The sequence below is a fragment of the Psychrobacter sp. APC 3426 genome, from assembly GCF_030408035.1.
GTDB lineage: Bacteria > Pseudomonadota > Gammaproteobacteria > Pseudomonadales > Moraxellaceae > Psychrobacter.
Window position 1 is genome coordinate 1 of record NZ_JASDCF010000040.1, and the last position, 19,848, is coordinate 19,848.

The 19,848-nt window shown below is 38.8% G+C and carries 17 protein-coding genes; all 17 read right to left on the reverse strand.

Going from position 1 to position 19,848, the window contains the following annotated elements; all coding sequences use genetic code 11:
* Positions 1-170 precede the first annotated feature (170 nt).
* The 17 genes from QL919_RS13435 to QL919_RS13515 all read right to left on the reverse strand — a co-directional run bounded on the left by QL919_RS13435 (position 171) and on the right by QL919_RS13515 (position 19,286).
* A complete protein-coding gene (locus QL919_RS13435) occupies positions 171-1,625 on the reverse strand; it encodes a capsule assembly Wzi family protein (RefSeq protein ID WP_290189985.1) in 1,455 nt (484 codons plus the stop codon).
* A 206-nt stretch (positions 1,626-1,831) separates the two neighbouring features.
* The gene (gene tnpB, locus QL919_RS13440) at positions 1,832-2,983 is read right to left on the reverse strand and encodes an IS200/IS605 family element RNA-guided endonuclease TnpB (RefSeq protein WP_290189986.1); all 1,152 of its coding nucleotides are present in this window, start codon (positions 2,981-2,983) and stop codon (positions 1,832-1,834) included.
* Positions 2,984-3,145: 162 nt separating this feature from the next.
* On the reverse strand, positions 3,146-3,739 hold the full coding sequence (locus tag QL919_RS13445) for a sugar transferase (RefSeq protein WP_290189987.1): 594 nt from the start codon (positions 3,737-3,739) through the stop codon (positions 3,146-3,148).
* Between the two features lie 155 nt (positions 3,740-3,894).
* Complete coding sequence (locus tag QL919_RS13450) at positions 3,895-5,040, reverse strand: glycosyltransferase family 4 protein (RefSeq protein ID WP_290190001.1); 1,146 nt, start codon at positions 5,038-5,040, stop codon at positions 3,895-3,897.
* A 218-nt stretch (positions 5,041-5,258) separates the two neighbouring features.
* On the reverse strand, positions 5,259-6,437 hold the full coding sequence (locus QL919_RS13455; protein WP_290189988.1) for a hypothetical protein: 1,179 nt from the start codon (positions 6,435-6,437) through the stop codon (positions 5,259-5,261).
* Between the two features lie 373 nt (positions 6,438-6,810).
* Positions 6,811-8,769 carry an asparagine synthase (glutamine-hydrolyzing) gene (gene asnB / locus QL919_RS13460; protein ID WP_290189989.1) on the reverse strand — a complete coding sequence of 653 codons (1,959 nt, stop codon included), beginning with the start codon at positions 8,767-8,769 and terminating at the stop codon, positions 6,811-6,813.
* A 10-nt stretch (positions 8,770-8,779) separates the two neighbouring features.
* Positions 8,780-9,544, reverse strand: coding sequence for a hypothetical protein (locus QL919_RS13465; RefSeq protein WP_290189990.1), 765 nt, complete (start codon positions 9,542-9,544; stop codon positions 8,780-8,782).
* Positions 9,541-10,224, reverse strand: a complete 684-nt coding sequence (locus QL919_RS13470) for a haloacid dehalogenase-like hydrolase (RefSeq protein WP_290189991.1) — start codon at positions 10,222-10,224, stop codon at positions 9,541-9,543. Before QL919_RS13470 ends, QL919_RS13465 begins: the two co-directional genes overlap by 4 nt.
* A complete protein-coding gene (locus QL919_RS13475) occupies positions 10,221-11,453 on the reverse strand; it encodes a glycosyltransferase (RefSeq protein WP_290189992.1) in 1,233 nt (410 codons plus the stop codon). Before QL919_RS13475 ends, QL919_RS13470 begins: the two co-directional genes overlap by 4 nt.
* A gap of 113 nt (positions 11,454-11,566) precedes the next feature.
* The gene (locus tag QL919_RS13480) at positions 11,567-12,667 is read right to left on the reverse strand and encodes a glycosyltransferase (RefSeq protein ID WP_290189993.1); all 1,101 of its coding nucleotides are present in this window, start codon (positions 12,665-12,667) and stop codon (positions 11,567-11,569) included.
* A complete protein-coding gene (locus QL919_RS13485) occupies positions 12,657-13,466 on the reverse strand; it encodes a formyltransferase family protein (RefSeq protein WP_290189994.1) in 810 nt (269 codons plus the stop codon). The genes QL919_RS13480 and QL919_RS13485 overlap by 11 nt, the downstream gene beginning before the upstream one ends.
* Positions 13,463-14,413: a polysaccharide deacetylase family protein gene (locus QL919_RS13490; protein ID WP_290189995.1), complete on the reverse strand. Its 951-nt coding sequence runs from the start codon at positions 14,411-14,413 to the stop codon at positions 13,463-13,465. Before QL919_RS13490 ends, QL919_RS13485 begins: the two co-directional genes overlap by 4 nt.
* A 251-nt stretch (positions 14,414-14,664) precedes the next feature.
* Complete coding sequence (locus tag QL919_RS13495) at positions 14,665-15,237, reverse strand: transposase (protein WP_290189996.1); 573 nt, start codon at positions 15,235-15,237, stop codon at positions 14,665-14,667.
* The gene (locus QL919_RS13500) at positions 15,164-15,514 is read right to left on the reverse strand and encodes an IS630 transposase-related protein (RefSeq protein WP_290189997.1); all 351 of its coding nucleotides are present in this window, start codon (positions 15,512-15,514) and stop codon (positions 15,164-15,166) included. Before QL919_RS13500 ends, QL919_RS13495 begins: the two co-directional genes overlap by 74 nt.
* A 102-nt stretch (positions 15,515-15,616) precedes the next feature.
* Positions 15,617-16,711: a glycosyltransferase gene (locus QL919_RS13505; RefSeq protein ID WP_290189998.1), complete on the reverse strand. Its 1,095-nt coding sequence runs from the start codon at positions 16,709-16,711 to the stop codon at positions 15,617-15,619.
* Between the two features lie 50 nt (positions 16,712-16,761).
* Complete coding sequence (locus tag QL919_RS13510) at positions 16,762-17,748, reverse strand: phosphoribosyltransferase family protein (protein WP_290189999.1); 987 nt, start codon at positions 17,746-17,748, stop codon at positions 16,762-16,764.
* Between the two features lie 452 nt (positions 17,749-18,200).
* Positions 18,201-19,286 carry a glycosyltransferase gene (locus tag QL919_RS13515; RefSeq protein WP_290190000.1) on the reverse strand — a complete coding sequence of 362 codons (1,086 nt, stop codon included), beginning with the start codon at positions 19,284-19,286 and terminating at the stop codon, positions 18,201-18,203.
* Between the last annotated feature and the right edge of the window lie 562 nt (positions 19,287-19,848).

Genomic DNA, 19,848 nt, shown 5'->3' on the forward strand with positions numbered 1-19,848 from the left:
AGTCAAGAGGTGAGAGATTGTGAGCCTGTGGGTCCGACGACATTGAATCCTGTAAAAGAGCCAGAAAAGATGAGATTACAAGCTGCTTAATTGGGCTTGATGGTGACAACTAGCTTGAAAAACTCCGGATTACAGGTATTACAGAGCTTTTATAAACCAGTTAAACAACTTTAATAAGTATGAAATTCTATACCTACACCGGCACCAATATCCGTTGATTGGGTATCAGAGTCGACTGTCCAAAGCCTACTAGATATCAATGTCCTTGGATTGTATTGATGCTCCCAAGTGACGTCGATAGCTGTCAGCTTATCAGTCGTTGAAAAGGCTTGATTGATGGCTTCATCCGCTTGATTCACCCTTGCATGCTGTATCTTTGCATTGATAAAATTACGGTTATCCAGCCACACGTGACCGCCTACTGCCACACTTTCAGCATCGCCACCTAAGGCGTAACCTAATGGATAGCCTTGCTGGTAATAACCATCTTTATAAACAAAATGATCGTAAGATATACCTCGGACCGTACCACTAGAACGAGTATCCGTATACTCCGCGTACAGTTGGTACGGCTTACCGTAAGCAGCAGAGGCATAATCAACCCCGGCTAAATACATGTTTTTCGCTGGCAAGCCGCCTGCTTCATCTTCACCAATATATTGAGCATAAATGCTTGCAGGCACACTCACTAATGGCACTAAATCTAAACGTGCATCAAAACCACCAAGTTGATTGGCTGGATCATCAGCTGCCTCAACACTATTAGTCGCTTCATTGTCTTTAGTACCCAAGAGCGCATCGGTAAAGGAACTAAAACTCTGTGGACGACCTTCACCGCCCCACATAAAGGTGCGAGAAGCCCCTAATTCCAACCACTCCCATGGGCTAGCAGTCAATCGTGCACCAAATAGCTTAGCATCAGGGATGGCTTCATAATCCTCTAGTTGACCAGCAAAAATCTGATACTGCCAAGGTCCTGTCCATGATAAATATGGAGATGTCGGCGCAGTTTGCTGATCACGCTGCATGGTGAAACCAGCGACTGGCAAGCTTGCATCGCCTCGAATAAGGCTACCATCATGCCCAGGTCCCCACCACGTTGGAATTTTACCCGCGATTAACCACTGATTGGCTGCGGTGCCAGCAAGATACGAGCCCTCAAAGCTAACATCTGAGCTAGCATCGATAAGTTTGTCATTTTTTAAATTGGCTTGGAGATTAAATTCCCACTCCGCTTCGCTAAGCGACACGCCAACGCTTACCTGTTGACCCGCAAGTTGATCGTCAGCGAACTTTTGTGGTAGCTGATCTCTGCCAGTTTGTATGTGCAGTGCTGCCGAGCCTTTTACTAATGAATCACGGTCTTGATTCAATCGCGTTTGTACCGATTGGATAATCTGCCGCTGCGCTGGCGTCTGTGCATTAGCCGTATTTAAAGCGCGCTTTATCTCATTAGCTGTCAGCGGCCAAGTGCTGGTGCTAATTTGCGCGACCCCCTGAGTATTAAGCCAATCAAGATCTGCTTTAAGCTTTAAGTCGTTCATATATAGGTTTTGTGCGGACACTAGTGTCGACACTGTTGGTAGAAGACAAATTCCTAGCACAATAATTAATTTTTTGTTCATGACTAACTGCTCTTTTAACCAATTCAGGCAGAAATCCCCCACCTATGCAAGTGGTGGGATAAATGTAAAAAAAATAGATTTATAGTGTAATTTAATTAATTGTTCACATGACTTTTGATGAACTACCCACTACCTTAGAGGTAGGAGTTTCTTAGGTAATACCCATACTTGATACGATGTTTTGTATCAGCGGTTAGGCAAATGGACTAAGCTAACCCCGTCGCACCGACGGTTTTGATTGTTGCCAGTCTTAGTCCTTCGTTTAGGATATTGATACTGGCGTTTATGTCTCTATCATGCTTTTGCTGGCAACTGGGGCAATTCCATGACCTCACCTGTAATGGTAGCTCAGCCTTAGTCAGTAAGTGACCACAGCCTGAGCAGGTCTTAGAAGATGGATACCATCGGTCTATTTTGACAAGCGTTTTGCCGTACCATTCAGCCTTGTAGTTCAGCATGGTGGTGAAGGTTGACCATGAGCTGTCTGATATGGCTTTGGATAACTTTCTATTCTTAACCATGCCTTTGACGTTTAAGTCCTCAATCGCAATCACATCGTGGTTTTTGATGAGATTGAATGAGAGTTTGTGTAGAAAGTCTTTTCGGATATTGGTTATTTTTTCATATACCTTAGCGACTTTAATTTTTTGCTTTTGGTAGTTGCGGCTGTCAGATAGCTTGCGTTGATCGGCCTTGGCCACTGCTCTGCGTTTGGCCAGTATTTTCTGTTCTCGCGCAAGCTTATGTTGCAGCTTTGCTAGAAAGGTAGGATTGGCGACTTTGCTGCCATCTGATAGGACGATAAAGTCAGTCAATCCTAAGTCAATGCCGATGTTAGAGTGTGTTTTTGGTAATTCATTAACAATGGTTTCAACCAATAGACTGACATAGTACTTGCCTGATGGGGTGCGGCTGATGGTCGCTGACTTAATTAAGCCATTTACCTTGCTTGGGAGTCTAGCCTTGATGTGACCAACCTTAGGCAGTTTGACGGTGTTGTTTGTGACCGCTACTGTGCCTTTTTGATTGTTGGTGGTGTAACTGTCACGCTGACCTTTTTTTTTGAATTTTGGGAAGCCTGTGCCTTGCTTGAAAAACTTACTGTAAGCCGTCCGAAGGTTTTGCTGTACGTTAGCCAGTGCCAGGCTATCGACGTCTTTAAGCCACTCAAACTCTTTCTTATATTGAGCAGGAGTATTTTTTAATTCGGTCTTGGTTTTTTTATAGTGCTCAATCTTATCGTTAAGCATTTTATTCCAAATAAAGCGTGTGCAACCAAATGATTTAGCAAAGAATACTTGCTGTTCTTCATTGGGGTAGAGCCTGACTTTATGGGCTTTTAGGATTTGCTTGGTCATAAGGAGCTTGTTGTTAATTGGCGTTATAATTATTAATTATAATACCATAGAGAGTAAGGGTAGTTATCAATAACGCATTCATCCCACTACTTTAGAAGTAGGGGAATTCTGCGCTGAAATGTTAAATACCTTAATGGACTCTCTATAGCATTTACAACGCTATTATTTATTACCAGTAAACCGACTCATTGTAGCTTCTCCTTCTGCACAAATACCATGCCTTGTTATAACCAACTTCACTGTTTTAAACAATATTTTGATATCTAACCACATTGATTGATTATCAACATACCAAGTATCAAGCTCGAAGCGTTTTTCCCAACTGATATTATTGCGCCCATTGACTTGAGCATAACCAGTAACACCTGGGCGAACCAAATGCCTTCTAAATTGTTCCGCATTATATAATGGTAAATATTCCATAAGCTGAGGTCGCGGGCCTACGATACTCATCTCACCTTTGAGCACATTCCATAGCTGAGGCAACTCATCGAGACTACTGGCTCGAAGCTGCTTACCAAAATCAGTAAGTCGTTGCTCATCAGGTAACAGATTACCTTCAGCGTCTTTATCATCACTCATTGTCCGAAACTTGATAATCTCAAAGGCCTCACCGTTAAGGCCAGACCGAGCTTGACGAAATAAAACAGGGGCGCCAAAATTTTTCTTAACATTATATGCCACCAAGATATGAACAGGCGACAGTACAACTAAGGCTGTTAGCGCAATACTGACGTCGAGGGTTCTTTTAAGCATTTTTAAACCTAATATGTGGATTAGTTTATGATATATCCCAAAGCCTTATATTTCTCTAAACAGCCATATAAGGAGAGATATCTTTCAAAAGAAGCAGCAATTAAACTTTGTTCCTTTTGAAAAAATGATTAATGAATATATTTTGAAATAGAAATTCAATCTAAGCCCATTTCCGCTATCATATGAGCATTTACCTTTTTAACATCATATCTTTCTAACGCAATACTTCTAGAGGCCGAACCCATTTGCTCATAAAGATCTGGCTTTTCTATAAACTGACGCATGGCATTTGCTAACTCGTCAACGGTTTGAACGGGAACTAAATAACCATTTTTATCAGAGATTACGGGCTCTCTACATCCTGGAGCGTCCGTCGTAATAATAGCTCTTCCCATTGACATAGCCTCTAATACAGAGCGTGACGTACCTTCTCGATAAGACGGCAGTACATAGACTGAACTTGCGGCTATAGCGGGGCGAACATCATCGAGTTTGCCCCAATAGGTAACATCACCATTTGCCACCCATTCATCCAACTGTGCTTGCTCAATAGCTGCTGGATTTTCATCTATCCAGCCCACTAAATGGAACTCGGCGTTAGAGTATTCCCTCTTTATTTTTTTAGATGCCTCTACATATTCCACTATCCCTTTATCTTTAAGCAGCCTAGCAATCAGTAAAAAAGATGGCTTGATGCTGCCTGAAGCATCTCGAGGTAATGGCAATACACTAAAATCATGTACATCAACTCCTGAACCATTTACCACCACTGTTTGGTTGACAGGCTGAACTATATTTAGCTTTTTAAATAAATTTAAGTCATCCGTGTTTTGAAAAAAAACCTTAGAAGACTTTGCTAATGCTTGTTGATAAAGACCATGTACAAATTTTTGAAAAACACTACGGTTGTTTGTTTCTTCCACTTGCTGAAAGGTATAACCTAAACCTGATATCAAGACGAAACGATGAGGTACTTTCGCAAGCCATGCTGCTAGCGTTCCATATATAACAGGCTTGATTGTGTAAGATAGTACATAGTCTGGTTTGATTTTATTTAATATCTTATAACTATAAAGAAGTGTCTTCATGTCTTTTATTGGATTTGTACCTGTTCGCTGCATTTCAATTTGATGAACATGATATCCAAGATCTATAAGCGCATTATGGTCTGCAGCATGATCCTTTAAAGCAGGAGCAACGACATGTATCTCATATCCTAATTCAGCTATTGACCCTAAAAGCTTGCCTCTAAAATTTAATACGTGAGGTAAATAGTTAGAAAATATTAAAAACCTTTTCATCTTAGGCATAGTCTCATCAGTTTTGTTTTTTGGATATTTATAGAAGGATGGTATTGAGCAACGGCATTAGTATTGCTGAACTAACATCTAGCATAATTTAAATATCCAAATATTGGCATATAAATATTACTATAGGTAATGTTACTACTAATTACAATAGAAAGACATAAATAATGTTCATATTTATGTCTTTGAAGGATAATATTGAGGGTTGTTTATCAATTGAATTTGTGAGGCAGGTCTTTATTTGGAATATTTTTGTTTGGACGTAAGGTTCGAATCTCGCAGTCTGCACATACAAACAATACATATATCATTACGAATGGATATCGATAACGAACTGCTGTGCCATAGTTAAATACAACTAAGCCATATATAGACATGGATAAAGCCATGAATAATAGCCAAAATGCAAGCTTATCAGGACTTTTCATCCAAGCTTTACGAGTTATGAGAAACAAGATAGCAAGTACAAATAAATTTTCAAATGACTGAATCAAAGGTAGGAAGCCGCTTGCTTCCCATATAAATGGTTTAGATAAAAAGTAAAATCCTGATGTTAAACCTTCAGTTACGAACTCTCCTACTCCAGAAATAAGGCTAATCTCGCCAGCTTTCCCGCCATCTTCTGCGAACATAGCTGCCCGAAAATGATTGATTTGAGGAATAGCTATCGGAGCAGAGAGCAACAATCCCGCTAGGCTAATTAGGCTAATAGTCATTGCTTTAGCCAGCCCCATACCTTTTCTGGCCACATTAAAAATGAAATACATCAGAACAATAGGACCTAAAATAAAAAAGTTTTGGAACTTAATTAGATATAAGGGAAAAATAAATAGAATACTTTTGAGAATTTTAGACTCGCGAGCATAAACAACAGTTAACACCATAAAAAACAAAATTAAAGTTTCACGCAAGCTCAAAGCTGTATATAGCGCCACACTTGGGAACAATAAATAAAACCATATTGATACTCTTGTAAAAATATTTTTTACATATAGTACGAAGAATAAAACGATATATAGAAAAGTATTATAAAAACCTAAGCTAATGGGAGAAACAGGAGCTGGAAATGGTAATAATGAGAGCAAAGCACTGGCTTGAAATACGTTATCACCCCCTGTTAGTGCTTCAACAAGACCCAGTTCTCCAGCTCTGATTGCATTGACTCCGCGCCAGTATCTAAACTGATCTGGCATATAAGACGTACTGAACAGAAAATCATTTAAGAAAAATGGAATGAGACAATGCAACCCCAATACAATTTGATAGTTAGATGGAACTCTAAACTTGTATCCAACAATAACAATCAACAACAAGCATAGCAACAGACTAGGCAAGTCAAAAAGCCTAATGCCTAAAAATCCATATGAATAAATCCAACTTGGGTCTGACATTAGCTTGTCTCTATATTTTTGATTATAAAAAATTCAATTGACATGTCTTTTTTAGACACCATAAGATTACTGTTGTGATAAAACATTGCTGCACTATTATAATTTGACTTGATGAATATGTGTGACGACTTGTGGTTTTTAGACTAAAATCATAATAATTTTAGTCTAAAAACCACATATATTCAAAAAATTAAATATATTAGTCTTTATCAAGCTTATATAACCTATAACTTCACATGAACTATCCACCACTAGAGATGGATTAATTCTACCTAAATTGATTAAAAAATAATGCAACTATTATTTATATCGAACATAACCACGGGAGTCTTTTTTACTTAATAATACATCATCATTTTACTGTAAACATAAATTACTGCGTTTCAAGCCATGCTTGGAACATCAATATATTCCACAATTGATTTTGGTGATTATATTTGCCACTTAGGTGTTCTTTCCACATCATACGTATTGGTGTAGGATGAAAATAACCTTGCTGTATTAACAGTTTTTCATCTAATAATGCTTCAGCCCAATCACGTAATGAGCCACGTAACCAATCGTGTAAAGGAATAGAAAAACCCATTTTTGGGCGCTCAATCAATTGGCGAGGCACATGACGAAATAGCACCTGTTTTAGCAACCACTTACCTTCACCGTGACGTATTTTGTAATCCAATGGCATTTTCCAGGCTAACTCCACAATACGATGATCTAGCATCGGCACGCGTGTTTCTAAACTATTAGCCATAGCAGCGCGATCAACCTTTACCAAAATATCATCAGCCATATATGTCTGTGCATCCATAGCCATCATTGCATGTTGAAAGCTATCTGTTTTCGGCCAACAGTCTATATCACTTATTAAAGTTTTGGGTTCTGTTGCACCTATGACTAACTGTTCAGGTTTATGCCAATGACTGGTTAATGACTGGTAAAACTCTTGCTCACTATCAATATTAAGAACACCTGCTAGTTTGTGAGCCTTGTCACCGGGAGCGCTTAACTGTAATCTTTTAGGGAGAATAGGATTAAGCGTTGTAAACATTGCATCCCAGCTCTTAGGTGCAAAAGCAGTCAATGTCGTCGACGCCAATCTTCTCATTGGCCTAGGTAATTTACGATTTTTGTTCCAAACTTGCTGCGCCATGAGATAGCGATTATAGCCGCCAAATAACTCATCACCTCCATCACCACTTAAGGCAACTTTCACATGCTGACTGGCTAACTGACTGACCAAAAAAGTTGGTATTTGTGAGCTATCAGAAAATGGCTCACAGTATATGGAGGATAGCTTTGGTATCACGGATAAAGCATCTTTAGGAGTTATATACAGCTCAGTATGTTCAGTGCCGATGTGCGTTGCTACCTCTTTTGCATGTATTGCCTCGTCATATCCCTTCTCATCAAAACCAATAGTAAAAGTTTTGATTGGTCGCTCGCTTTGCGCTTGCATTAGTGCAGCCACTGTACTGCTATCTATACCCCCACTTAAAAAAGCACCCAGTGGGACATCCGACTGCATTTGACTAGCGATACTCTCCATCAGTGCCGACTCTAAAACGTCAGTTGCTTGCTCTGAGCTGCCTGTAAAAGGATTCTCCAATCCTGTTTCAACTACATTATTAAAACTCCAATAGGTTTTAGGTCTTACAGTTCTTGCTACATGCATCTTCGCTAAAGGCAATTGTAACCAGCAACCAGGTGGTAACTTTTCAATATCTTTATAAATACTATAAGGGGCAGGAATACAATTGTGGCGTAGTAATAAAGTGATTGAATCACGATCTATATCTGCTTTAAATGTCGGATGCGCTTTCAACGCCTTCAACTCAGAGCTAAAGAACAAACTCTCGCCCTGCCAACCCCAATAGAGAGGTTTTTCACCCATTCTATCCTTCGCTAAGGTCAATAGTTTTGTTTGCTTGTCCCATAGAGCAATGGCAAACATACCTATCATAGACTGCAAGGTTCTCTCTATACCCCAAGCCACAAAACAAGCGAGCATGGTCTCTGTATCAGAATGACCCTTCCATTCTAGTAAAAAGCCCTCCTGATTAAGCTGCTTACGCAGCTGTAGGTGATTATATATCTCACCGTTAAATACGACCGCATATCTACCGCAAGTAGAGTGCATTGGCTGTGCACCTGCAGGTGAGAGCTCCAGAATGGCTAAACGCCTATGACCAAGCGCCAAGCCCATAGTATCATCCAACCAGCTATCACCAGCGTCTGGACCCCTATGATAAAGAGCATCATTCATCTGAGTGATACAACCGCGTATATCTATATTACTTGATGGGTTTTGTCGAAAACCAACAATACCACACATTCGGTGCTCCTTAATCTAAATGGCCGTGGCGTAACCAACTGCTAGCTGCAGCTAATAACGCGATAATGGAGTAAAAAACACAGAGTACAATAAAACCATGAGCTTCATCGTAGGGTGCTAGCGCTATAACGCCAGTCAAAGGCATTAAAAAAAATACCATTCGAAAACGAATTCTTTTACGACCAGGCATCTTTAATAAACCTTTACTATCAAGATAACCAAAAAGTCGGAAAGCAGCATAACTAATACTTGCTGCAAAAGCGATACCCATTCTATAACGATCTTCTACCACAAAGATGATTGGTGCCATAAATCGAAACCAAGCCAACCAAAAAAAAGTAGCCACCTTGAATTCACGATCAACGAAAACATTATGCAGAGTGAAGATAATGGACAAGGCTAGAAAGAACCCCCACCATCCCCATACACCTTGCTTATTCAGTACAATAGTCAGTATTACAAAAGCTACTATTCGAAAAGCAACCCATGTAAAAATCCACATACTAGAGGCATTTTGAGGACCTCGTTGACGACCACCTTTTTCTTTACGTGCAGCGAATAAGTCATTCACAATATAGCCGATTTCGTACAAACTTATAAATGCGAGATATACTAGAATAGCCTCTAGTAAAGCTTGAAATGGTGGGTTATTACCGAATACTATAACAAGTATCGCAGCACTCAACCATTCAAACAAGGCATGAAAAGTCCAATTCCCTTTACATAAACGAGTATTATAAAAGTAGCTAAAAGGTAATATGTATAAAATATTCATTTTTTTAGCCTTAGATAAGTAGCTGGCAATCCTGCCCAGCGCTCCTTATGCGACTCGTTATGAAGTACTACAAAAGCTCTTTTTGCATCACTTAGTAGCTCTCTATCTGTCAGATTATCACTGATGGCATCGTAACAATTATTACTTAGTTCTGTGCCAATCATACTGCTCAAAGCTAGCGGCTTTAATCCAGTTAAATCACTTTTATAACGACCTGTTAAAACACTATCTGTACTTTCAAGCTCACTAGCGACATATCTTACCTCTAGCTGCTTTGCCAATGCAGATATGATAGGTTGCAAACTTGCAGACGCCAATATTACCTGTCGCTCCTTTATTGCAGGTTCAATAACCTGCCATACAGAGGGAACTTTTCTATTTTCCAATAACCATTTTGCATATATCTCTGCACTTATTTCGAGAGAGCTAACGCTATCGCCCTTCATCATTCTGACGAGTAAATGCTTTAAAACGTGCTTACCAGTTAAACGCTCAAGCACAGCGACTCCCAATCGTAATGGGCTACGATGTGCAGTCAAAACGCGAAGTGTTTGTAAACGCCATCTGCGCTTAGGTTGCTGAGAAAAGTGCTGTTTGAGCAGACCTAAGGTGGTATCGTCATACACCAAGGTGCCACAAACATCTGTAATAAATAACGTGCTAGCTGAATCATGACTCATAGTGAATGCTCCATCTGCTCGTAAATATTTTTATAACTTAACTCTGCAACCTCAAGATCTAATTCAATTTTAGCTCGAGCACGAAGAGCATGTCCTCCCATATCTTTAAGACTATCAAGTGAAGATACGATATTAGATAAGCTATTAGGATCATCCAGATTTATAACTGCACCTGCACTTAGCCTATCTGTCATAGTGTCTATGTCACCGATTCCAGCATTACTAACGACAGGCACACCTACCGCAAGCGCCTCAGCCATTTTAGTAGGCGAGCTCGCTATTTTTGAATAAGCGGGCTTGATGAAGCTGAGCATTAGGTCAGAGCAACCTATATAAGAAGGCACTTGATCACGTCGGGCTTCATGCACATGTATGCGCGCACGCAGATGTGCTAAGCCAAGATTGCTTACTAACGACTCATGTTCTTCTCGCCAGTCCCTAGTAATTAATAAGAAATGTATATCTTCTCGCTGAGCAGCTGCTTCACCAAACAGCTGTAACATCTCTTTTAACATATACCAAGTTCCTAAAGAGCCTAGGTATGAGAGCACATAAGCATCTGCAGGCAACCCTAGTTCTCTACGAGTGGAGAAGCGCTGTTCAGCAGTGGGTAAAACAAAATGCTCAAAATCTGCACAGCAAGGAATAACTGAAATGGTGGCTGACATATCCGGTGATAACTTATGCAGCTCAGGTACCACGCGTTCTGTAAGAGCCACAATATGACTAGCATTAGACAGAAGACTGCGTTCTACACGTTTATAGATTTTGAATATTGAAGCGTCAATCCTATTGTCCAGCCTCCAAATGTCACCGTCCACTCTTTCGTCAACCCACAGTCCACGCATATCGAACAAGGTCTTTACACCTGTAAGCTTACTCAGTAGCACTCCAACTTGCATGGCTTGATAGCTACGGCAATGAATTACCCCGAAACGATGTTTAAGTTGCAAATATAAAGCAACTTCATACATGCGAGACAAGTCCCAAAGCTTTCCTAACTTACCGAAACGTGTAGTAAAAGATAAAGGTGTCCATCCTATACCAAAGCTGGCTAACTCTGCTTTCAGTGATTCACCACCTAACTTGAACCGATCGAGTTTTTCATAGCTCAAAATATGTAAAGGACGAGGATGCTGACGGATACTATGTAAATAAGGTAATATTTGGCTACCACCTAAAGGATCTAGCAAACCATCATATGTGATAAACAATACTGAGTTGGTCATAGATACTCCGTAATATTTTATAGGTACATTTAGGGCTAGATCCTATTAAAAACCTAACAGTGCTCTTCTCGTTTTATTGCAACATTGCAATAGATTGAAAATCGCTTAGTAATTTACTTTAGCTTTTTAGAAAAAATCACGTCTAAATATTGGTCTGAAATTTTATCTACTGAAAAATCAGCTGCCCGTTTTTTCAAAGCCTGCTTATCATGTTTTTGATATAAACCTGCCAACATTGCGTCTGCTAAAGCATCAACATCATCAACGGGTACTAACGTGCCGTATTTACCATCTTCTAGAATTTCTCGCGGACCAGACTGACAATCAGTAGAGACTACAGGTGTACCAGCACTCATGGCCTCTACTATTACATTGCCAAAACCTTCATAATCAGAAGATAAGACAAATAAATCTGATTTTCTGTATTCAGAAGCAATGTTCTCTATGAAACCAGTTAGTGTCACGTGGTCTTTTAGATTTAAATCTGTAATCAGTTGTTCCAAATCATCTCTTAGCTCTCCATCTCCTACTATGACCAATTCACCATCAATATCTTTTAAAATCTTAGCAAAAGCTTTAATTAACAAAGCCTGATTTTTTTGCGGTTTGAGTGCTCCTACATTAATAACTCTAAAACGTGTCTTTATAGTATTTTCTAATTCATCGCCTTCTATATGCATATTTATTGGATTATAAATGACGTTAAACTTACTCTTAGAGAGCCCTGACAACTGCTTGATGTCTGTTGCAACTCCATTAGAGACTGCCAGACGTATATCAGCCAACGGATAGACCCATCTGATAGTTTGCGCTAAGACAATCTTTCTAAATTTGCTATAACCAGCCGTTGAAAGAGACAAGGTATTGTGATCGCTGACAACCACACGTCCATGACAGCCTGATATTCGAAACGCAATAGTACCTAAGACTGTTAACGGCCACATGACAGCAATAAGTATCTCAGGGTTATTATTTTTTAAGTAAGATAATAGAGGCGCGAACGACCCTCTGATTTTTTTACTATTTAATTCAATTACATTCACTCTTTCATCTAGAACACTTAACAATTCACCTCTTTTTTGAATAAGTATCATATCGACTGCAAAGCCGCTTTGAATAAATGCAGAAGATAAACTCACGAAGACTTTTTCCGCACCACCACCAGTAAGGTTCGGCAAAAATATTGCTATCTTTTTTATCGTTTCATTGTTCATCTTTTCTGCCACCTATTGTGATAACCTCAAGATCCCTAAAACCCTTTATATTATTAACTCTATAATGAAATAAAAAGTTGGTATAAGCTTTCACGATTTTTGATGACGTCCACTGCTTGGTATAAAACACCCTGCCTTTATCAATTTTTTCTTGATTTACATTAGGCAGGTTTTTGTCTTGCGTGAAGCTCTCAATACACTGCATAAAAAGTTCATGCCCGTGTGTCATTACCTTTTTATGTAACTCCAACAAGCTCTCACTACCAAGTAATGTTGTTCTTTCAGTCAATATTAAATTTCCACTATCTATGCCCTCATTTAGCCACATGATAGTATTGCCTATAAAGTGGAACTCTTTGTTTGCTAAGCACCAGTTAGTACAGTTAGGACCGCCTTTGACATAAGGTGAAAGACCGGTATGCAAATTCATTATTTTCCCGCTAAGCGAAATCTTCCTTATTAGCTCAGCTTTTAATAAGTTTGTGCCTGAGATGACGACCAGTTCAGGTGCTATTTCTTCCATCAGATCTAGAACTTCTTGTGAGTTTATATCATCGACCATCAAACTTTTAACAGACACAAATCCTTTTAATTTTTCTTGAAAACTTGCCTGCATTTTTCGCCAAGCAAAAGAAAAAGGCAAAGATATGATTTTATTAATCGCTCGAGATAGAAAAGTATTTTTTGAAACACTTTTTTTGTTGACCATCACTACAGCCTCTAGACCAAATGCATTATTGATGCATTCACATAAGTACTTATGATTAGGCTGGCTTCCTATGAGCGCGATTATTTTCATATAATTAAGGCCTTTCTACCAAATGACTTATATTTTGCTTCATGAATATCACGTGCATCAAAGGTAAACCTGTTAAACACACTGTCACTGCCATTGCTATACTTTTCACCCACCAATAATATATTTTTAAAACCATTTTTCTTAGCCAGTAGTACCTGCTCTTCTGTTGCACTACCATTTGGAAAGGCATAGATATCGCAATCAAGACATAGCTCCTCAAAAAAATATTCTTTACATCTCTTTAAGTCATTTAAAAAATATTCTTTATTCTGACTCTCCATTGATAGGTGCTCAAAGGAGTGAGCGCCAATTTCATGTACAGAAGACACTTCTAAGATATCTTTTTTAGTCATTACTGAGGCACATAAAAACTCTGGATAATTCAATAAAAAGCTTAATAACGCCTCTCTTTGTAGAACAAATTCAACTTCAGGCAAATACTTAATAGCAAATGATGCTTTTCTGCCCAGCTCATCTCGATTAGCAACAATATCTATTTCTAAAGGTATTTCCCTTAGTAGTTCAGTAGGTGCCTTACCAATGAAATCTTGTAATAACACATTTACAGGAGGCAGTCCGGTTTCAATACAGTACGGGATTACATTTTGGTTAACGCGTACTCTATGTTTATCTAGTATAGGTACTGCATAGTCTATAAAGTCTTTGTAGCCATCATCAAACGATATTATTAATTTGGGTTTGGTTGTTTTTAACTGTCTAAAATTACCAAACAAGCAAATGTAAAACTCTTTTTTTAAATACTCAATTAACTCATCAAAAAGTGTTGGGGATATTGCGTTATAAGTACTGCCACTATTAGGTGACACCCTATGTATATTAAGCACTGTGACCACATTGTGTTTTACTAACATTTTTTTTCTGGCTTGCAATCTGGGCTGCATTGCTAATGCACGAAATGCTAAGTTTTTATATGAATAGTTTTTCATTAGTTACATTCCTATTATTGCTTACCAACCCACTAATTTACTGTTATCTTCTTTATACCATTAAAAATTAATTTTATTTCATGCAGTCTGCAAAATAGTTATTAAGCTAACCATCATCAAGCAAATCAATAAATTTAATATTCTTATCATTTTTTAATGAGTAAGATGTGGTTGTATCATAGTGATACACGGTTAGCTTAGCACTGGCAATACCTTGCAGATACTTTAACACCGCTTCTGCCGGACTATAGTCAGTTCAAAATAAAATTGTTATGGTTAGGACAAACATCATAAAACAACTTGGATAAGTCATTTTCCAACCAGCCTTGGCGTAGAAGCTTCACCTGAGCCCATTTTTTCTCGATAGGGTTCAGATCAGGGCTGTACGGCGGTAGCCAAAGAATACGATGACCATGCCTGTTCAGTAGCTTTTGAATGCGTTTATTCTTATGAAATCTGGCATTATCCATCACAATCACGCATTTGGTTTTAAGACTTGGGATTAGCTTGTGTTTGCACCAGTCGTAGAATATGCTGCTGTTAATGTTGTGCTTAAAGTAATCTAGTGCAAACAGCATCTTTTCATATAGAGCACCGATAACGTTGGTTCGCTTTTTACCTTGCCAGTTGTAACTATCGATACAGGGTTTACCAATCGGTGCATAACCATGAGAGCGAATGGTCTCGTGCTCAAAGCCGCGCGCGTATATATAAACGATGGGATAGCCTTGCTGCGTAAAGCTATTAAGCTTACTGTGGTATATCGCTCTTTTGATCGGACAGGCTTTTGGGTGTTCTAAGGTCTTTTTTTTGACTGATGCCAAGTCGCTTTAGGGCATGATAAATGCCTGTTTTACTACAGTTTAGACGACGAGCTCGCTCATACTGGTAATCATCGGGATGTTCTTGAACATCATTAAGTAGCACGTCATCTGGTATTTTATAGGGTTTGGTTTGCCTGGTTGTTTTACTATGAACACGTCTCTTCCAGTTCTGTATAGTGGTTGGGCTCAGATTGTAAAACTCAGCTGCCTCGGCAAAGGTCATACCCTCGTCTAAGCTTTTTAGTACTTGTTTGCGAAAATCTAGCGAGTAAGTCATGGTCTTTATAATAACAATTGGGTTTGATAATTAATTTATAACACTTTTAGGTGTGCTTAGCTATAAGGAGGCAGTGGCTACTGATAACTTTGAGGCTAAATATTAGTTTTTTACGACATCAGGAAACATAATCTCCAAATACTGAGCGGAAATTTTATCTACTGAAAAATCAGCTGCACGGCGTTTGAGAATTCCATGGTCATGATCTTTCTCTAGCGACTCAAGCATGGCATTGGCTAAAGCATCAACATCACCTACCGGCACTAAGGTACCATACTTACCATTTTCCAGAATCTCTCTTGGACCAGACTCGCAATCAGTAGAGACGATGGGAACACCAGCACTCATGGCTTCTACTATTACATTGCCAAATCCCTCGTACTCAGATGACAATACAAATAAGTCAGCGTGGGTATAGTAGGTAGCAGGCTCACTTACGAATCCTGTCAAAACAACGTCTTGCTGCAATTGGAGTAACTCAATTAACGCTTCGTATTCATCTCTCAAATCACCGTCACCGACGATATAGAGCGTTGCTTTTATTTTCTGTCTCACCAGAGCAAAGGCTTTGATTAATAAAGCATGGTTTTTGACTTTCTTGAAGCGCCCTACAGCGATGATAGATAGGCCGCCATCGGTATTAAATGGTTTTTTATAGTGAATGTTGTCTTTATCAGCTTTTGAGGCAGGGTTATATATGATGTTGATCGACGCTAATGGTAATGAGGATAGCTTGGCGATATCCTTGGCCACGCCTTTTGATACAGCGATTACCTCATCACTTAGCCGATAAGAGAGCACCATACTTGCTCTCAGCCCAACCTCATGCAGCCGACCTTTAGCCTCATATTGAGCCGATATGATGCCATGCTCGCTGATTACACAGGTGGTTTTTTGTAGGCTTAACCTAGTCGCCAACGGAGCAATGACAGTTAATGGCCACATCGCTGCTAAAATAACATCAGGTTTTTGCTGGCGAATATAGTGTACTAACCCTGGAAGTACATTTCTATACCTGGTTATATTGAGCGCTGTTACTCGAATATTTTTAGGAATAAGATCAAGCAACCCACCTTCTTTTAATAACAATAGAAACTCAACATCGTATTGATTACTCCATTCTTTGGCTAGAATCAGACGCATTTTTTCAGCACCGCCCTCTCGCATGTCAGGAAGAAGTATCGTTATTTTTTTCAAAATAGCTCCCTATAATTAAACAGTATGGGTAAATACCACGGCATGAACTTTCAACTTCTCATTACTAATGCACTATAAACTGGCTTTATAGCTTTCTTTAGCGAATCAGGCAATCTAATAGCGATTGAATGCTCCCATTGCGTTAACAGGCTTTTAGGTGATTTGGTCAACACTTGGCTTAGACCGGGCGCATACATTTTATTATCGCCAGTACAAAAGACAGGCTTGCCAGAAGCTGTCATGATAGCCAATGCTTGTGTTGGTGCACTTTCTACAAAAAAATCAAGACCCGACTTAATATAATAGTCAGCTTTATGAGAGGCATGTACGCCAAGCCTCTGGCGTTCCTTTTGGCTTGGAAGATCTAGCATGACCAGCTCATCGTACTGTACATTATGAGCTCGAAGCCATTGCTCAGTCTGCGGACGATACTTCTCTAAGCGACTTGTGACCAGTGCTTTTACCTTTGTACTCGGTATATGCAATGGCTTGGCATTCAAAAGAAAATCGATATATTTTTCGCCATCATCATTTTCGTCTTCTGTCGGATCTACACACAGTACACCATCAATGTCTAAACAGGAGGTTTTCATCAATCTTCTATGAAACACATTCCATTCGAACACCCTTGGTCTTTTGACATACTCTAAGTAGATATCGATATCGGGTTTGTTTTTTTTATCTGAATAAATAGCACAAGTGGTGATATTTTCTTTGATAGCATCTGGTACTCTCTCTAGCGCCAACTGCATGGCTTTACCCGTTACGATACTGTCGTCTACCAATAAAATCTTTTGAGCATCCATAGCAAAAACCAATGGAACTCTTGTATCCCTAGATACCCCTGACGTGAGCTTGTCATTATTGATGAGAGCGTCTAGGCTAGTGACATGAACATTTAAATACAGCCCTATCATGTACGCTGGTATCATGCCACTACGGGGAATACCGACAATTAAGTCATAACCTCCATCATTCAATTTAAATAAATTATTATTTATATCAGTGGAGATATCTGCAAAAGACTTATAGTTCATATTTTTCCTCGCAAATTTAGACGTTGTTTATTGCCTACCCTGTATCAGCAACCCAGCATCATAAATATTTTGTTAACATAAGTATGCTAGATGGTTAATTCAGTATACCTTATTATATTCAAAATTTCACATGTATTTTTGAATATAATAAGGTATACTAAGTTAAATGCAAAAAAATCAATACTCATCATTTAGTGGCTATTAGTGAAAATAGACAGAGTGAAAGTCGGAAGGATAATGGAAGTAAAAAGAGTTTTGATGAAATACGTACTGACTGACGATGAAGGAATAATTTTAGAAAACATACTCATATATGTTACTTGATATACCGTATTTAGATATGAATGTAGTCACTCATAATGAGCATGAATAAAAAACGTTTGACATAAAAAAAGCTACTTCACTCATGACAAGTGAAGTAGCCTATTATCTCGATAGATTTTAGATTGGATTCAGCTGTATAAAGCAGTCCATCTCTCTGTGGTATTCTCTAGAGAGAAATTGTTTTTTACATGCTGCAAGTTTTGATTGACGATTTCATGTTTGTGACTACCCTCGAGATTAAAGGTATATTTGATTTTATCCTTTAAAGCGATAGCATCTGTTGGTGGTACTAAAAATCCTGAGTTATTCAGTACTTCCGCAACGCCACCACAGTCTGTCGCCACTACCAAACACTTACACGCCATCGCCTCTGCGACCACCAAGCCAAATCCTTCGTATCTAGAAGAGAGTACAAAGAGGTCAGCTGCACTCATCAGCTTCTGTATATCGCGTCTGACACCTAATAGAATAACGTCATCTTGTAGACCCAAATCATCGATAATGCCTTCTATAAGATATCTTAACTCTCCATCACCTGCGATTAGTAACTTAAATGGATATGTTGCTTCTTGTTTGAGTAACTTAATAGCATTGAGTAGGTTAGGATAATCTTTTTGCTCATTGAACCTGCCAACTGCTAGTATTACTTTACAATCATCAGGTATGTTTAATTCTTTATTTATCTCAGCTCTAGCCTCTGCTACGTAATTAAATTTATTTAAATTAATACCATTGTAAATACTGAGCATGCCATTTTTTGGTACTGCTCCTTTGGCCTCAAATGCCAAAGTTGCTTCTTTACTTACGTTGGTGGTGGTGTTTGCTAGACGATGCGTTGCTCGATATAGAAGCATACGTCCTCGTCCACCCTCATCGCTGTTATGCGCGGTGGATATGAGCTTTTCCATCGGTACGACCAGCCGAACCAATCGCGTCAATAAATTGGCATGCACCATATGCGAATGTACAACATCTGGACGATACCTCTTAATCAACATTGCAAGCTTGGTATAGGCAGATAACAATTGTCTAAAGTTGTTTAAACTCACTTTGACAATCTCGATGTCTTCATTGGCTGGCCGAGTCATGACCTCACCCAAGAAATACACTATTTTTACTTCATTGCCTTTTTCATACATCTCATCTGCCAAATCACAGACGACACGCTCTGCTCCACCGAGACCCAAGGTAGAGATAATATACAATATCTTCATTTAGCTTGCCTTGTCATATACTTGTATTGAAAAAATGTCAAAAAACTATAACTTTATCAACTTCAAAAAAAAAGGTTTATGCTAATCACATAAACCAAAATGTCATATAAAGGCTTTGTATTATAAATCTCTATTCAAAGTCACAGTAAAACACCCACCTTCAATCAAATCTGTTCAAAGGTATGCCTAATCTAGAAATAAAATTTTTCCATGAGTAGCGCTCATTCAGTAATTTTTGATTTTTTTCAAAATTTAAACTTGATATATCAATATTACTTAATGAATTATTAATAGTGTTGGCCAGTGCGTTGGCAGACTGTTCTTCGACAAAGTAGACACCTTTACATCCTGAAAGTATCAACTCTATATTTGTGTTCACTCCAGATTTTCGATTAAATCCAACTATCTAAAATCCTGATACACACGCCTCTAGAATAGACCTCTTGCAAAAGTAGTTGTAAGACGCAACGTATATTATTGAACTCTACTTACTTAATAGATATGCCAAACATAGATAAGCTACTCGAACAAAATAACGCAGGCTTCAAACGCTATACAGGTA

Coding starts and splice junctions, on each gene's coding strand:
- tnpB (WP_290189986.1), bottom strand. CDS start 2,983: ATGACCAAGCAAATCCTAAAAGCCCATAAAGTCAGGCTCTACCCCAAT.
- QL919_RS13450 (WP_290190001.1), bottom strand. CDS start 5,040: ATGAAAAGGTTTTTAATATTTTCTAACTATTTACCTCACGTATTAAAT.
- asnB (WP_290189989.1), bottom strand. CDS start 8,769: ATGTGTGGTATTGTTGGTTTTCGACAAAACCCATCAAGTAATATAGAT.
- QL919_RS13510 (WP_290189999.1), bottom strand. CDS start 17,748: ATGAACTATAAGTCTTTTGCAGATATCTCCACTGATATAAATAATAAT.
- QL919_RS13465 (WP_290189990.1), bottom strand. CDS start 9,544: ATGAATATTTTATACATATTACCTTTTAGCTACTTTTATAATACTCGT.
- QL919_RS13485 (WP_290189994.1), bottom strand. CDS start 13,466: ATGAAAATAATCGCGCTCATAGGAAGCCAGCCTAATCATAAGTACTTA.
- QL919_RS13515 (WP_290190000.1), bottom strand. CDS start 19,286: ATGAAGATATTGTATATTATCTCTACCTTGGGTCTCGGTGGAGCAGAG.
- QL919_RS13470 (WP_290189991.1), bottom strand. CDS start 10,224: ATGAGTCATGATTCAGCTAGCACGTTATTTATTACAGATGTTTGTGGC.
- QL919_RS13455 (WP_290189988.1), bottom strand. CDS start 6,437: ATGTCAGACCCAAGTTGGATTTATTCATATGGATTTTTAGGCATTAGG.
- QL919_RS13475 (WP_290189992.1), bottom strand. CDS start 11,453: ATGACCAACTCAGTATTGTTTATCACATATGATGGTTTGCTAGATCCT.
- QL919_RS13435 (WP_290189985.1), bottom strand. CDS start 1,625: ATGAACAAAAAATTAATTATTGTGCTAGGAATTTGTCTTCTACCAACA.
- QL919_RS13500 (WP_290189997.1), bottom strand. CDS start 15,514: ATGACTTACTCGCTAGATTTTCGCAAACAAGTACTAAAAAGCTTAGAC.
- QL919_RS13445 (WP_290189987.1), bottom strand. CDS start 3,739: ATGCTTAAAAGAACCCTCGACGTCAGTATTGCGCTAACAGCCTTAGTT.
- QL919_RS13480 (WP_290189993.1), bottom strand. CDS start 12,667: ATGAACAATGAAACGATAAAAAAGATAGCAATATTTTTGCCGAACCTT.
- QL919_RS13490 (WP_290189995.1), bottom strand. CDS start 14,413: ATGAAAAACTATTCATATAAAAACTTAGCATTTCGTGCATTAGCAATG.